This is a genomic window from Massilia sp. DWR3-1-1 (assembly GCF_049898325.1).
Classification (GTDB): domain Bacteria; phylum Pseudomonadota; class Gammaproteobacteria; order Burkholderiales; family Burkholderiaceae_D; genus JAFCUW01.
Genome location: NZ_JAFCXL010000010.1, coordinates 202,779 through 218,523, shown reverse-complemented (window position 1 = coordinate 218,523; position 15,745 = coordinate 202,779). Strand labels below are relative to the sequence as shown.

The 15,745-nt window shown below is 66.9% G+C and carries 9 protein-coding genes and 2 riboswitches; of the genes, 5 read left to right on the top strand and 4 right to left on the bottom strand.

Features of this window, described 5'->3' with window-relative positions; all coding sequences use genetic code 11:
* Positions 1-181 precede the first annotated feature (181 nt).
* Positions 182-742 (bottom strand): ATP-dependent Clp protease proteolytic subunit, encoded by a 561-nt coding sequence (locus ACP7EY_RS13040; RefSeq protein ID WP_426194156.1) that lies wholly within the window; start codon positions 740-742, stop codon positions 182-184.
* Positions 743-919: 177 nt separating this feature from the next.
* Positions 920-1,004: riboswitch (glycine riboswitch) on the top strand.
* 13 nt (positions 1,005-1,017) lie between these two features.
* A riboswitch (glycine riboswitch) is annotated at positions 1,018-1,122 on the top strand.
* Between the two features lie 67 nt (positions 1,123-1,189).
* Between ACP7EY_RS13040 and gcvT the strand changes: the two genes are divergently transcribed.
* The 3 genes from gcvT (at position 1,190) to gcvP (ending at position 5,756) form a co-directional block, all read left to right on the top strand.
* On the top strand, positions 1,190-2,314 hold the full coding sequence (gcvT, locus tag ACP7EY_RS13035) for a glycine cleavage system aminomethyltransferase GcvT (RefSeq protein ID WP_426194154.1): 1,125 nt from the start codon (positions 1,190-1,192) through the stop codon (positions 2,312-2,314).
* A 55-nt stretch (positions 2,315-2,369) separates the two neighbouring features.
* Positions 2,370-2,750 carry a glycine cleavage system protein GcvH gene (gene gcvH / locus ACP7EY_RS13030; RefSeq protein ID WP_426194152.1) on the top strand — a complete coding sequence of 127 codons (381 nt, stop codon included), beginning with the start codon at positions 2,370-2,372 and terminating at the stop codon, positions 2,748-2,750.
* A 132-nt stretch (positions 2,751-2,882) separates the two neighbouring features.
* On the top strand, positions 2,883-5,756 hold the full coding sequence (gene gcvP, locus ACP7EY_RS13025) for an aminomethyl-transferring glycine dehydrogenase (RefSeq protein ID WP_426194150.1): 2,874 nt from the start codon (positions 2,883-2,885) through the stop codon (positions 5,754-5,756).
* 96 nt (positions 5,757-5,852) lie between these two features.
* Here the strand turns inward: gcvP and ACP7EY_RS13020 are convergent, their stop codons facing one another.
* Positions 5,853-7,496: a methyl-accepting chemotaxis protein gene (locus ACP7EY_RS13020; protein ID WP_426194148.1), complete on the bottom strand. Its 1,644-nt coding sequence runs from the start codon at positions 7,494-7,496 to the stop codon at positions 5,853-5,855.
* 205 nt (positions 7,497-7,701) lie between these two features.
* Between ACP7EY_RS13020 and ACP7EY_RS13015 the strand changes: the two genes are divergently transcribed.
* Positions 7,702-8,034, top strand: coding sequence for a hypothetical protein (locus ACP7EY_RS13015; RefSeq protein WP_426194146.1), 333 nt, complete (start codon positions 7,702-7,704; stop codon positions 8,032-8,034).
* 33 nt (positions 8,035-8,067) lie between these two features.
* On the opposite strand, the gene ACP7EY_RS13010 is transcribed toward ACP7EY_RS13015, so the two are convergent.
* Entirely contained in the window at positions 8,068-9,756 is a 1,689-nt protein-coding gene (locus tag ACP7EY_RS13010) for a peptide chain release factor 3 (RefSeq protein WP_426194144.1), read from the bottom strand.
* A 182-nt stretch (positions 9,757-9,938) separates the two neighbouring features.
* Between ACP7EY_RS13010 and ACP7EY_RS13005 the strand changes: the two genes are divergently transcribed.
* Positions 9,939-10,961: a DUF3108 domain-containing protein gene (locus ACP7EY_RS13005; protein ID WP_426194142.1), complete on the top strand. Its 1,023-nt coding sequence runs from the start codon at positions 9,939-9,941 to the stop codon at positions 10,959-10,961.
* Between the two features lie 24 nt (positions 10,962-10,985).
* Here the strand turns inward: ACP7EY_RS13005 and ACP7EY_RS13000 are convergent, their stop codons facing one another.
* The gene (locus tag ACP7EY_RS13000; protein ID WP_426194140.1) at positions 10,986-15,719 is read right to left on the bottom strand and encodes a pilus assembly protein; all 4,734 of its coding nucleotides are present in this window, start codon (positions 15,717-15,719) and stop codon (positions 10,986-10,988) included.
* Positions 15,720-15,745 lie beyond the last annotated feature (26 nt).

The following is a 15,745-nucleotide window of genomic DNA, read 5'->3' as shown; positions in this document are numbered from 1 at the left end:
CGGCCCGGCGCGCCGCCCCGACCCCGGCCCCGGCCGGCGCGCCGGCGCGCGCGCCACGCGCCAGGGCGGCCCGGGGCGGCAGCGCCGCCGCCGCGCCGCGCGAAGCGGTGGCCGACGACTGGGAAGAGTTTTAACGTGAGGCGGGTCGCGCTCATCTGCTTCTCGACGGCGCCCCATCTGCTTATATATTACTGAGCCGCGCGCCCTTCGGCGGCCGGAAATCGCCCACCTCATCGATCATCCCCGCCAGCCGCGCATCGCGCGCGTTCAGGTGCAAATCGGAATATTGGTGAATCGCCCACTGCGCCGGCGCCAGTTCGATATGCTTGCGCAGAATCGCCTCGGTGCGGGCGTCGTCGGCGCGCAGACCTTCGACGATGATGTTGAGGGCATCCGGGCGCGCGCCGGGCGAAGCGGTTGCATGCGATTTATGCACCATGAAGCGGGCGGTGTCGCTGGCGTAGCGGCGACTGCCCGCCAGGTAGACGATGACGGCGATCGAGGCGACGGCGCCACCGTTGTACATGATGAACTCGACGGGCGAATTGGCCAGAAAGTTATACAGGCACAAGCCATCGCTGACATAACCGCCGTTCGACTGCACCAGCACGTGGGCAACGTCGAGGCCGTCTTCCGTCATCGCGGCCACCGCCTCGAACACCCGGTGCACCATGTCGCTGTTGACGTCGCCGGACAGGGTGAACCAGGCCTCACTTTTCTGTTGGGAATGTTCTTCGCTCATGGGAGTTCGCTTCGCAAAGGGGATCAAACATTCTAGCAAATAGAGCCCAAGAAATCTTGCCCCATGCCCCATTTGTGCGCGTGTTTCCCACCAGAAAAAATGCATCGCGCTGGCGCCGCCAGCCGTTCTCTTTCGCGTGAAATATTTTACTTTCGTCGGGGATTTTGCTATTGTGCGAAGTCTTGATCGGGAGAGCGCAGCGCAGCTGCCGCCGAAGGGGCATCACCCAAAAACTCTCAGGCAAAAGGACCGCTCAAGGGCCGCGCGCACAGCGCCGGCCACACTCTGGAGAGCGGCCGCGGCACACGCCGGCGGCCCACCGAAGGGGCAGGCGGAGCACGCTCCGCTATCTCTCAGGTACCAAGGACAGAGGGGCGCGCCAGCCGCAGGCAGAATGTCTGCCGCGTGTGGCGACGGCCCCCAATGCTTTATCTGTCCGAGGATTTCATGACGCTCTCTTCCACCCCGCTCAATTCCGCACACCGCGCCGCTGGCGCCAAGATGGTCGACTTCGGCGGCTGGGACATGCCGGTCAATTACGGCTCGCAGATCGAAGAGCACCACGCCGTGCGGCGCGATGCCGGCATGTTCGACGTCTCGCACATGTGCGTCGTCGATATCGAAGGCGCCAATGCGCGCCCTTTCCTGCGCGGCCTGCTGGCCAATAACGTCGACAAGCTGCAAGTGGCCGGCAAGGCCCTGTACTCGTGCATGTTGAACGAGTCCGGCTTCGTCATCGACGACCTGATCGTCTACTTCTTCCGTGAAGACTGGTTCCGCCTGGTGGTCAACGCCGGCACCGCCGTCAAGGACATCGCCTGGATCGAGGCGCAAAACGCCGCCACCGGCAGCGCCCTGCACATCAGCCAGCGCCGCGATGGCGCCCTCGACAACACCATGGCCCTGATCGCCGTGCAGGGCCCGAACGCCCGCGCCAAGGTCTACCAGGTGCTGCCCGGCGCGCAGGCGGCCGGCGAAGCGATGAAACCGTTCAACGCCGCCATCATCGACGACACGCCGTTCGGCCAGGTGATGGTGGCGCGCACCGGCTACACGGGCGAGGACGGCTTCGAGCTGGCCTTCCCCGCCTCGCAGGCGCAAGCGGCGTGGGACGCCCTGCTGGCGGTGGGCGTCAAGCCGGCCGGGCTGGGCGCGCGCGACACCTTGCGCCTGGAAGCGGGCATGAATCTGTACGGCCAGGACATGGACGACACCGTCAACCCGCTCGACGCCGGCCTGGCCTGGACCATCGACCTGGTCTCCGAGCGCGATTTCATCGGCAAGGCAGCCTTGTTGGCGATGGGCCAGCGCTTCCAGTTCGTCGGCCTGATCCTGCGCGAAAAAGGCGGCGTGCTGCGCGCCCACCAGCAAGTCATCGCCGCCTCGGGCAGCGTCGGCGAAATCACCAGCGGCACCTTCAGCCCCACCATGGAGCAGGCGATCGCCCTGGCGCGCGTGCCGATGGACGTCGCCGTCGGCGACACCGTCAAGGTGGCCATCCGCGACAAGCAGCTCGCCGCTTCGGTGGTCAAGCTGCCGTTCGTGCGAAACGGTAAAATCCTCGCTGCCTGAGCCGGCACAGCGTCACCCCTTCCACCATCCCTGTATCGCCCTTTTTGGAGCCCACATGAACATCCCTGCCGATCTGAAATACACCGAGTCCCACGAATGGGTGCGCGCCGAAGCTGACGGCACCGTCACCGTCGGCATCACCGAGTACGCCCAGGATGCGCTCGGCGACATCGTGTTCGTCGAATTGCCGGCCGTCGGCAAGAGCTTCACCGCCGGCGACGACGCCGCCGTGGTGGAGTCGGTCAAGGCCGCCAGCGACATCTACGCGCCGCTGTCGGGCGAAGTCACGGAAATCAACCAGGCAGTGGCCGACGCGCCCGAATCGATCAACGCCGACGCCTACGCCGCCTGGCTGTTCAAGCTCAAGCCGAGCGACGCCAGCGCCATCGACGGCCTGCTCGACGCCGGTGCCTACGGCCAGAAAACCGCCGACTAAGCTTGCCGGTCGATTGTCCTGCCAACGGGCGCATGCGCCCGTGCCGTCCCTTCTCTTCATGACCCCGGCCAGCGGCGTCGTTGCTGCGTTCATCGAAACGCGCCGCCGGCCAGCATTTATTTGGCCCCTACCATGACCCGCTCCAGCCTGACCCAACTCGAATCGCGCGACGCCTTCATCGCGCGCCATATCGGCCCCACCGCCCAAGAAGAACAGGCCATGCTGGCCGTGCTGGGCTACGCCTCGCGCGCCGCCCTGATCGACGCCATCGTGCCGGAGAACATCCGCAACAAGAGCCAATTGGCGCTGGGCGAATTCTACGAACCGATGACGGAACAGGCCGCGCTGGCCAAGCTCAAGGGCATCGCCGGCAAGAACAAGGTCATGAAGTCGCTGATCGGCCAGGGCTACGCCAACACTTTCACTCCGCCGGTGGTGTTGCGCAACATCTTTGAAAACCCCGCCTGGTACACCGCCTACACGCCGTACCAGCCGGAGATCTCGCAGGGCCGCCTGGAGGCGATCCTCAACTTCCAGCAAACCGTCACCGACCTGACCGGCATGGGCATCGCCAACTCGTCGATGCTCGACGAAGGCACCGCCGCCGCCGAAGCGATGACGCTGATCCTGCGCGTGGGCAAATCGAAGTCGACCGTGTTCTACGTCGCCGACGACGTGCTGCCGCAAACGCGCGAAGTGGTGGAAACGCGCGCCCGGCCGCTGGGCATCGAAGTGCGCAGCGTGGCCGCCGCCGATGTCGCTACGCTCGACGAGAGCTGCTTTGGCGTGCTGCTGCAGTACCCTGGCGTGAACGGCGAAGTGCGCGACTACCGCGCCGCCGTCGAGCGCCTGCATGGCGCCGGCGCCATGGTGATCGTCGCCGCCGACCTGCTGGCGCTGACGGTACTGACGCCACCGGGCGAATGGGGCGCCGACGTTGTCGTCGGCAACAGCCAGCGCTTCGGCGTACCGCTCGGTTTCGGCGGCCCGCACGCGGGCTTTCTGGCCACCCGTGACGAATTCAAGCGCAGCATGCCAGGGCGCTTGGTGGGCGTGACCATCGACGCCCAGGGCAACATGGCCTATCGGCTGGCCCTGCAAACGCGCGAGCAGCACATCCGCCGCGAAAAAGCCACCTCCAACATCTGCACCGCCCAGGTGCTGCTGGCAGTGATGGCCTCGATGTACGCGGTCTACCACGGCCCGCAAGGCTTGAAGCAGATCGCCCAGCGCACCCACCGCTTCACCGCCATCCTGGCGGCGAGCCTGAAGGGCGCCGGCTTCAGCCTGGCCAACCAGAGCTACTTCGATACGCTCACCGTCAACGTCGACGACGCCGAGGCGATCCACGCCGCCGCCGTCGCCGCCGGTGTCAACCTGCGCCGCATCGACGCCACCCAGGTCGGCCTGACGCTCGACGAAACCATCACGCGCGACGACATCGTCCTGCTGTGCACGATTTTCGGCGTCAGCGATGCGCCCGATTTCGACGCCGATGGCGGCGACGCCTTCCCGGCCGCACTGTCGCGCACCAGCGCCTACCTGGCCCACCCGACGTTCTCGCGCTACCACGCCGAGCACGAAATGCTGCGCTACCTGCGCGCCCTGGCCGACAAGGACCTGGCACTGGACCGCACCATGATTCCGCTGGGCTCGTGCACCATGAAACTCAATGCCACCTCCGAGATGATTCCCGTGACCTGGCCCGAGTTCTCCAACATCCACCCGTTCGCGCCCAACGACCAGACCATCGGCTACCGCGAAATGATCGACCAGCTCGAAGCCATGCTGTGCGCCCTGACCGGCTACGCCGCCGTCTCGCTGCAGCCGAACGCCGGCTCGCAGGGCGAGTACGCGGGCCTGCTGGTGATCAAGGCCTACCATGAGTCGCGCGGCGACGGCCATCGCAACATCTGCCTGATTCCGTCGTCAGCGCACGGCACCAACCCCGCCTCGGCCAATATGGTCGGCATGCAGGTGGTCGTCACCGCCTGCGACGACTCCGGCAACGTCGACCTGGCCGACCTGCGCGCCAAGGCGGAGAAGCACGCGGCCAACCTGGCCTGCGTGATGGTGACCTACCCGTCGACCCACGGCGTGTTCGAGGAAGGCATCGCCGAACTGTGCGAGATCGTCCATTCGCACGGCGGCCAGGTCTACATCGACGGCGCCAACATGAACGCGCTGGTCGGCGTGGCCGCGCCCGGCAGTTTCGGCGGCGACGTCTCGCACCTGAACCTGCATAAAACCTTCTGCATCCCGCACGGCGGCGGCGGCCCCGGCGTCGGCCCGATCGGCGTTGGCGCCCACCTGGCCAGGTTCCTGCCCAACCAGCGCTCGTCCGGCTACAGCCGCGACGACGCCGGCATCGGCGCGGTCAGCGCGGCGCCGTACGGCTCGGCGTCGATCCTGCCGATCTCGTGGATGTACATCGCCATGATGGGCGGCCAGGGCCTGACCAACGCGACCGAGACGGCGATCCTCGCCGCCAACTACATCGCCCGTCGCCTGGCGCCGCATTACCCGGTGCTGTACGCCGGTCACGACGGCCTGGTGGCGCACGAGTGCATCATCGACCTGCGCCCCCTGCAGGACGCCACCGGCATCAGCAACGAAGACGTCGCCAAGCGCCTGATGGACTTCGGTTTTCATGCGCCGACCATGAGCTTCCCCGTGCCGGGCACCTTGATGATCGAGCCGACCGAGAGCGAATCGAAAGTGGAGATCGACCGTTTCATCGAAGCGATGATCGCCATCCACGCCGAGATCGTCAAGGTCGAGCGGGGCGAATTCGACCGCCTCGACAACCCCCTGAAGGGCGCGCCGCACACGGCCGAAGTGGTCATGGCCGACGACTGGCAGCACCAGTACACGCGCGAACAGGCGGCCTTTCCCGTCGCTTCGCTGCGCCGCAAGAAGTACTGGCCGCCGGTGGGCCGTGCCGACAACGTCTATGGCGACCGCAATCTGTTCTGCGGCTGCGCGCCGATCAGTGACTACGAGTGATCGAGCAGCCGTAAATTGCTGGCGTTGCCCGGCTTGATCGACTGAAAAATCCCCGCCAAAAGCGGGGATTTTTACGTTGACGCCCGCGTGGCGGTGCTACAGCCGGCTCGAGGCCAGGCGCAAATGCGCCTTGCGTCCGCTGCCGTCCGCGCCTCTCGGCGGCAGCGACAGCAGGGCCGCCTCATCGAGGTTGAAGCCAGCCACCGCTTTCGCCAGCCCCACCGCCTGGCGCTGCAGGTCGGCGGCGGCGCGCGCCGCTTCCGTCACCAGCGAGGAATTTTGCTGGGTCATCTGGTCCATCTGCACGATCGCCTCACTCACTTCGAGGATGCCGCTGGCCTGCTCCACGCTGGCGTGACTGATCGATTTGATGATGTCGCCCACCTGCCCCACCTGGCGCGCCATGTGGGCAATGCTGTCGCCCGCCTCGCTGGCGCTGGCGCTGCCGCCGTCGATGTCGGCCACGGCGTGGCGCATCAGTTCGCCAATCTCGCGCGCGGACTGGGCCGACTGCTGGACCAGCATGCGCACTTCGAGCGCGACGGCGGCAAAGGTGCTGGCGTCGCGCTCGACGCTGCCGGCGGCGACGGCCGCGTTCAGCGCCAGCATGCCAGCCTGGCTGGCGATGCCGTCGATGCGATCGGCCAGCGCGCTGGCCTGGCGGGCGCCATGGCGAATCGTGCCCATGGTGCCGAGCAGGTGATCGACGACATCGCTGCCGCGGCTGGCGACCGAGGTCGCGTCCACCGTCAGCCGCGCCGCCGCCTGGGCGCTGCTGGCGGTCCGGCTCAGCACCGCGCCGATCTCTTCGACCGAACTGGCCGTATGCAGCAGCGCGTGCGCCTGCGCCAGCGTGCGGTGCGACAGGTCGGCGTTACCGATGGCCATCTGGCGCGAGGCGCTGTCGATCGAGCGGGCCGACGCGAGGATGCCTTTGAGGGTGGCGTTGAGGTTGCGGATGCTGGTATCCAACACCCGCGACGTGGCGGAGATTTCATCGACACCGTAGTCGCGCTGCGGCACCAAGAGGTTGCCGCTGGCCAGGTCGATGGCGGCGTCGCCGATATCGGTCACCTCGCGCAGCAAGGCGCGCCGCACCGCCATGGTAATGGCCAGCGACAGCGCGATCGACAGCAGCACCGCCAGCGGCATCAGCGTCGACATGGTGGCAAAGTCGCCCGCCGCACGGCGCGCCGCCTGTTCGCTCAATTGCTGCTCGTAGGCCGACAACTCGGCCAGCCGCGCCGCCACGGTGTCGAAGGCGCGCTCGGCCTTCGACATCGCGCTGGCGCTGGTGGAGGCGTCGGCGCGCGCCAGGTCGATCACGTCGGCCACCGCCTTCAGATACACCGCGTGGGCGCTGGCGGCCTGCTCGACCATGCGCAACTCGGCGCCCCGCACGCCGCCGGCGGCGGTGTCGCGGGCCAGCCGGCGCAGGCGCAGGCCGGTGTCGGCCTGATCGCGGTCGATCACCGCCAGCAGCTCGGCCAGGCGTTTTTCGGCGAAGCTGGCGCCCAGCCAGGTCAGCAACTGGTAGACATCGGTGTGGGCGCGCTGCGCCGAATGCACCAGCGCCGCCGCGTCGCGCAGGCGCACCGCGCGCTGCTCGACGATGGTGCCGAGCGAATCGTTCTGGCGCACCATCGCATAATAGGCCCCGCAGGACACCACGATCAGCAGGAACAACACGGCGCAGGGCGCCAGCAGCAGCTTGGGACCGATGCGTAGTTTCGACAGCATGGCACTCTCCTGGGACGACGGTATGGGGCAGCGCCGGGTATGATGACGCGAGCTGCGCGGGACACGCCAAGTGCTGCGGACCGCCAGCCGGTGTTCGTCATGTTGCCCAAACGCACCGCCCAATTTACCTGCTCGCCGTCGCCGAGATTTGCGCTACCGCAAATGACGGCAGCAGGCACGCAGCAAACACACACTGGAATGTGGAATGAAGAAATCGACCGTTGCCGTCTTGTTGTCACTTCTGGTATTTCCAGGGGCGGGCCATGTCTACCTGAAGCGCCGCCTGCGCGGCCTTGCCTTCCTGCTGCCGGCGCTGCTGGCGGCGGCCTACGTGGTCAATCAGGCCGTCGATGAGGCCAACAAGATCGTCGCCCAGGTCCTTGCCGGCAGCGGCGCGCTCGACCCGGCCGCGCTGGCGGCGCAGATCGAGCAGTCGAGCGGCAACACCACCCTGGCCAACCTGGCCTCGGCGGTGATGATCGTGTGCTGGCTGGGATCGGCGCTCGACGCCTGGCTGCTGGCGACGCCAAAAACCTGAAAGCGGGGACCGCCGCGGCGGTCCCCGGGTCGATCACGACAGCCTGGCTGCGTGCTCGCGCGTGGCGTGGAACTTCAGCTTCGGCCAGCGCTCTTCGGTCAGGCGCAGATTGACGTTCGAGGTGGCCAGGTAGGCCAGGTTGCCGGCGGCGTCGTAGGCGACGTTGTGGCCCAGCGCATCTTCGAAGTCGGCCAGCACCCGCTTGTCGTCGCCGCTGACCCAGCGCGCGCTGCTGATGCTGGTGCCGTCGAACACGGCATCGACGCCGTACTCGTTGAGCAGGCGGCTGGCCACCACCTCGAACTGCAGCACGCCGACCGCGCCCAGGATCAGGTCGGCGCCCTGCACGGGCTTGAACACCTGCACCGCGCCCTCCTCGCCCAGCTGCTGCAAGCCCTTGTGCAACTGCTTGATTTTGAGCGGATTGCGGATGCGCACCGAGCGGAAAAAATCGGGGGCGAAGTACGGGATGCCCGTGAAGGCCAGCATTTCGCCTTCGGAAAAGCTGTCGCCGATCTGCATGTTGCCGTGGTTGGGCAAACCGATGATGTCGCCCGCGTACGCTTCTTCCACCTGCTCGCGCGAGGAGGCCATGAACGTCACCACCGACGACACCTTGATCTCGCGCCCCAGGCGCAGGTGCTTGACCTTCATGCCGCGCTCGAAACGGCCCGAGCACACGCGCAGGAAGGCGATGCGGTCGCGGTGGGCCGGGTCCATATTGGCCTGGATTTTAAAGACGAAACCGGTGAAACGCGGCTCGGTCGGCTCGACCACGCGCACCGAGGCGTCGCGCGCCAGCGGCGGCGGCGCCCAGTCGACCAGCGCCGATAAAATCTCGCGCACGCCGAAGTTGTTGATCGCCGAACCGAAGAACACCGGGGTCTGGATGCCGGCCAGGAAACGCTCGAGGTCGAACGGGTGGGAGGCGCCGTGGACCAGCTCGACTTCCATTTTCAGCTGCTCGATCTCGAGCGGGAACATCTCGGACAGGCGCGGATTGTCGATCCCCTTGACGATCTCGAAGGCGCCATCGGCCTTTTCCTCGCCCGCCTTGAACAGCATGATCTCGTCGCGCAGCAGGTGGTACACGCCGCGAAAATTCTTGCCCATGCCGATCGGCCAGGTGACCGGCGCGCACTCGATCTTGAGCACCGATTCGAGTTCGTCGAGCAGTTCGAGGGGATCGCGCGTTTCCCGGTCCATCTTGTTCATGAACGTGACGATCGGCGTATTGCGCATGCGGCATACCGCCAGCAGCTTGATGGTCTGCGCCTCGACACCCTTGGCCGCATCGATCACCATCAGGGCCGAATCGACCGCGGTAAGCACGCGGTAGGTGTCTTCCGAGAAGTCCTGGTGGCCGGGGGTGTCGAGCAGATTGATGACGTGGTCGCGAAACTCGAACTGCATCACCGAGCTGGCCACTGAAATGCCGCGCTGCTTCTCGATTTCCATCCAGTCCGAGGTGGCATGGCGGCCGCTTTTGCGCGCCTTGACGGTGCCGGCCATCTGGATCGCGCCCGAAAACAGCAGTAGCTTTTCGGTCAGCGTGGTTTTACCGGCATCGGGGTGGGAAATGATGCCGAACGTGCGGCGGCGCTCGACCTCGCGGGCGATCACGGCGGCCGGCTTGGCGATGCTGGCGCCGCTCTCCTCGGTGTCGAGGGTGGCGGGATCGGCGGACGGGTTGGCGTTCGCGGGGACGGATGGTTGGGACATGGTGGGGACGCTCGAAAGTCGGATGGCGAAAAACCCTCGATTTTACCCTGTTGCGCCGCTCCTGGGTAATTGCCGATGGCGGCCATGCCTGGCCGGCCGCCCCAAACCGGCTACACTAGCGCCATGAACCGGCTCCTCCCCTGTCCCAGCCTCGGTCCCCGCGGCCGCGCCGCGCCCGCCCCATGACGCACCTGCCCGCCTGGCGCCGCGTGCTCGCGCGCGAGCGTCCCTTGCTGTTGCTGGGCGCAGCCTCGGTGACGTTGCATCTGCTGGTGCTGGGCGTGCTGGGGCGCGCCAAGCCGCGCCCGCCGCCGTCGCTGCCAACCCTGACGGTGCAGCTCAAGCCGGGCGCCGCGGCGCAGGCGCCAGCGCCCGCCGTGGTGGCTGCGGCGGCGCGCCCACCGGCGCAGGCCCGCTCGGCGATGCAACGCTCGCCGCAGGCGCCGCCGGACACGCCAGCGCCAGCGGCCCTGGCGACGCCGGCCGGCCCTTCCGGCCTGGCGCGCTGGGACATCGGCGCCGGCGACGGCGCGGCCAGCCTGCCGCGCGTGGGCGGCCGGCCGGCCGTGGAAACGCCGCCGCCCGCCTACCTGTCCTACGCGGTGACGATCGCCAGCGGCGGCGCCGTGCGCAGCGGTGGCGCCGCCGCGCTCGAATGGCGCACCTTTGAACATGGCTACCAGTTGCTGCTATCGGGTGACAACGGCGTCATGGGGGTGCTCGACTCGCGCGGCAGCTTCACCGACAGCGGCTTCGCGCCGCTCGAGGTGCGCGGCGCCGACGGCGCCGACGCCGTCAGCTTCGACTGGTCGGCGGCACGGGCCAGCTTCGCCCGCTCGGGCAGCACGGTCGCCGTCAGCGGCGACATCCAGGATCGCGCCGCCATGCTGATGCGCCTGGCGGGCGTCGGCCTGGCCGACCCCGCCCAACTGGCCGGCGGCGCCGACCTGCTGGTGGCGGGCGCCGACGGCGCCGCCCGGGTGCGCTTCGAGAACATGGGGGAGGAAACCCTGCAAACGGCGCTGGGGCCCGTGCTCACCGTGCACCTGCGCCAGCGCCCGGCCACAGCCGCGCATGCGGCCGGCCGGCTCGATGTGTGGCTGGCGCCGGCGCTGTCCTGGTACCCGGTGCAGCTGCAACTGAGCGGCGCCGACGGCAGCGTGCTCACCCAGACCATCACCGCCTTCAACAGAGCGCCGCCCTGAGCGGGCGCTGCCGGCGGCAAGGTCTTATTCGCCGTTCAGGCCGCGCCAGCCCACCTTGCGCGAACTGAGCGAGGCGGGCGGCGTGACGTTGCCCGTGTCGTTGCGGCCGTCGGCGAAGGTGGTGATCATCTTGATGCTGCCCGAAGGCAGGCGCACGATGATGAAGCCGACCGCCGCCGAACTGGCCGACAGCGTGCCGCCGGCCACCGTGACGGTGTCGTCCTGGCCCGGCATGGTGGGCGTGCCGGCCGTGACGGCGGCGCCGCTGCAGACGGCGAACTGGTAGACATTGCTCGAGCCGCCCACCGAACACGACGACGACGAGGTGGGCGTGTTGGTGACGACGTTGACGCCGCCGGCCACCACCTGCGGGTCGAGATTGATGCGCTCGCCCTGGTTGATGTCGAAGTCGATGTACCAGCCATCCTGGGTGGCCAGGTCGACCTTGCGGTTGGTGACGCCGTAGGTGGCGATGTTGTTGCTCGATCCGACGGTGCTGAGCGCTTGCCGCACCATCGAGGCGCTGCGGATGTTGGCGATCGCGCTGCCCGTGTCGCGCAGCGCGTACAGGGTCTGGTTCGACATGTCCGTGCTGTCGGACACATCGAGCAGGCGCCCGGTCCCGAACAGCACCACCCGCTGGACCCGCTGGGTGCTCACGCCATCGACCGTGTCGGTCACCAGGCACTGGGTGACCTCGGGACGGCTGGTGATGGGCTGGCTCACGCCGGCGTCACCAAGCTTGATCACGCCGACCACGCCGGGGCTGGCCGAGGTCAGATCGAAGCGCCACAACTGGCCCTGGTTGTCGCCGCCATACACATACGTGGTGACGGGATCGGTGAAGGGATTGCTGCTGATCGAGGTGATTTTCGCCAGCCCCGACGGGGTGCCGGTGGTGGCGGCGGCGAGCGGCGTGGTGTCGATTTTTTTCAGCACGGTGCCGTTGGCGACATCGACGATGTACAGGAAGCCGTGCCCGCTGGCGCCGGCGGCGACGTTATCGACGCCCGACACATTGTTGTAGCCAGAAGTGAGGAACACCACCCACTTGCCCTGCCAGTAGCCAAACTGCGGGTTGCCGAAGGTCAGGCCGATGTCGGCGTCGTTCTTGCTGCAGATGGTCGCATCGGCGCACAGCTCCCACAGCGCCACCGGGTTGGCCGGATCGGTCACGTCGAGCGCGTAGTAACCGCGCCCGCCGCCGTTCAGGCCCGCCACCAGCACGGTTTTCCAGGCGCCGCCGATCTGCACGTCGGACACTTCGGGCGAACCGTCGGTGGTGAACAGGTGATTGGTGCTGTAGTTGATGCTGGCCAGCTTGTACAGTTTTTGCATGGTGATGCGCGGCGCGTAGGCCCACAGTTCGTCGCCGGTGGCGGCGGAAAACGCGTGCAGCATGCCATCGTTGGCGGCGGTGTAGACGGTGGCGGCGCGGCTGGCCTTGGCAATCTTGAAGTCGCTGTAGCCGGCCAGCGGGTACGATTTCATGGGCGTGCGCACGAAGGCCGGCTTGGACGAGGCGATATCGCCCAGCACGATCGGCACGGGCGTGCCGGTGCCGGTCGGCGTGGTCTTGGTGTACGCGCGCATGACCTGGTCATCGGCGTGCTGCTGCTGGCCACGCAGCCAGTTGACCACGTTTTCCGAGCTGTTCAGTTTCGCCTTGTCGGCCGCCGACAGCAGCGCGCACTGGGGCAGAACGCTGCACTTGTTGGCGAACCAGGCTTTTTCCGTATCGGTCAAGGTGCCGAAGCTGAAATCCTTGAGCGTGTTGGTGGCAGTGTCGAGCATCTTGATGGTGCGCGTGTCCGTGCTGGCGTCGACCTTCAGGCCGACCCGGTCGCTGGTATTCCACAGCGCCGTGGTGCCCACTTTGCCGGTGATGATGTCGATTTTTTTGTCCGACATCTCGCCGTACCAGCGTCCCGTGACGAAAATGGCCGAGAAGATATCGTTGTCCTGCTGCGAAATATTCGGCGTCGAGGTGGCCGCCGCCGCCGCCGCTCCCACCCGCACGGAAATGGCGGCGATCGCCTGCGACAGGCCGCTTTGCACCGCGCTCGGCTCGTTGGCGCTGAAGTATTTGCCATGGCCGTTGACGGCCGCGTGCCACAGGTCGTCGACCCGCTCCTGCACCGAGGCGGTGCTGTTGGCAGCGGTGCCCGACTGCGGATCGGGCCAGACGTAAGCGCCGCCGCCGTTCCACGGGCAGCCGGTGGTGGCGCCGGTGAGCAGATTGTAGAAGTCGCCGCCCACTTTCGGCGCGGTGTCGTAATTGTCTTCGTAGTTCATCACGCCGTCGATGCCCAGCCCGAGGGTGAAGGTATTGACGTGCAAGTGGGTATTTTCACCGGCCGCGCCCGGCACCAGGCCCGGCTTGGTGACGTCGTCGATGGCAGGACGCAGCGACACCGTGCCGGTATTGCTGCCGCCGTTGTACCAGTACAGGGCGACATCGGCCAGCGAGGGGTTGGTCTGCACGCGCTTGTCGACGCAGCCGCGCGCCGCGGTGCAAAAGCGGGCGGCGCTCTCGGTGCTGTCCGCGCTGCCGGTGGCGCCCGTGTTAAAGCCCAGGTTCCAGTAGCCGTCCGTGGTGAGCAGCACAAAGTTCTGCTGGCAGGGGAATCTCACCACCTCTTCACCGCTGGCGTAGTCGTACGGGTAAATATTGGCGAACATCTTGCCCACGCTGTCGAGGGCGGCGCGGGTGGGCGTCGAACCACTGGTGACGGTGTCATAGAACGCTTTGTACCAGGCCTGGCGGGCGGTGCTGTCAAACGGGGCCGGCTTGATGTCGATCGCTTTCGACGCGCCCGCGTTGGACATTTTCACGAAGCCCACGCGGTAATTGTCCGACACGGGGGCGAAGGCCAGCCCCACCGCCGTCTTGGTCATCTGGATGCGCGTCTTGTAATAGGCGTACCAGTTGGCGAAGTTGGTCATTTCTTCGGCGTAGGTGCAGCTGATGCTGCCGGCGCAGTCGCTGCGGTTGGCGCCACGCGGGTAGCTGTTGTTGGTCGAGACGATGTCGACGCGGGCAAACGTACTGGCCGGCATTGAGCCACCGGTGATGCTCCCCAATTGCTGCGGAATCCGGTCTTCGACCTTGGCCGCCGCCGCCGTATAGCCGGCACCGGGGGTCGGCGTGAACGACATGCCCGAGCCCGTCAGCGTGCCCGTCGAGGGCGTGTCCAGGTTGGTGCTGGCGCCGTTCTTGACCAGGCAGACGAAGGTGCTGGCCTTGCCCGCGCAGACCGGGGTGACCGTGTTGCCGCCAGCGTAGGCGGCAATGCCGGTGATGCCGGTCCTGGCATTGACGGCGCTGACGATCGAGGTCACCACGGCGCTGGCGGTCGCCTTGCTGGCCAGCGCAATATTGCTGGCCAGGGTCTGGCTGTTCCAGCTGACGCTGGCGAGCTTGTTGCTGCTGCTGTTGCCGAGCGTGCCGACGACGCTGATCAGCGCGGTCGGCGGCACATACGCCACGGCGTTGCTGACGGTGCCGATTTCAGTGAGCATTTCGATGCCCCAGCCGGCATTGGCGGCGTCGAGCGCGGGCGAGCAGTTGCTGGTCGCCTTGCTGCTGGTGTTGGTGCAATCGAGGGGAATGATGGCCACCTGATTATTGGCCAGGCCGTCGATGCCGTAGGCCGAGCACGGCGAAACATTGTTCGTGCCCAGCGGCTGGTTCACGCAGGCCCAGTACAGGGTGGGCGTGCCGGTGCGCGTCATGATGGCCGAGGCCACCAGGCTGGCGACGGTCTGCTGTTTCAGGGCCGTGTCGGTGCCGGTGGGGGCGGAAATGGTGGTGGTGCCGCTGATGGCGGTGATGGTGGACTTGGTGACGGGCTCGGCCACCGTGACGCTGGTAATTTTCAGTGCCGTGGCGGTGGCCGACGCGGCGATCGTGATGAAGCCGTAGGCCACGCGTGAGCCCAGCGGCTTGGAAAACGACGGGTACTTGAACGCCGCCACTTGCTTGGCCTGGCAGTTGTTCAGGTTGACCGTGTCGCACCAGCGCACCTTGACGGGATACGGATAGCCATCCGGCGCCGCCGCGCCCACGGTGGTGGAGACGCAGTCGGTCAGATTGGCATCGGAACAGTACTGGGCCACGCCGATATTGTAGTAATACGGCTTGCCGTACACCACCGTGGGGTACATGAACACCGCGTCCGGATAGGTGTAGGTGGCGGTGTTGCGCCGGCAATTGTTGGTGTTGCTGCTACTGTCGCACCACTTGATGTCGGGAAAACCGGTAATCAGGTTGGTGGTGGCGGTCTTGGCCAGGCCGCTGGTCTCCTCCAGGTCGACGGCCTTGCTGCCGAAGCCATCGATGGGCACGGCGGTCCAGGGACTGACCATGTCGGCATAGCTGCTGCCGTCGAACTTGATCGGCGCCTGGTAGCGGATGGCGGGATTGTAATAGATGCGGTTGTAATCGGTACTCATGAACGGCGGTTGGCCAGCCGAGCAGACCATGTTCGGATTGGCCGTGGTGGCGTCGCGCAGGGCCACCTTGCCACGGCACTGCAGGGCGCCGCTGCCGGCCGAATCGGGCAAATACGGGTTGTCCATCGAGCCCGAATTGTCGAACAGCAGCATCAAGTTGGGCTTGACGGTGCCGGTGCCCGTGATATTTAACAGCGGCACCTGGGCGATGTTCGTTTGCGATGCCTGCGCGGGCGCGCCCAGCAAGGCGCAGGCGCCCAGCGCGGCCGCGGCCAGCTTGCAAATACGGGAAGGCAGCTTCATGGTCGTTCCAATCGAGGTTATCCGGT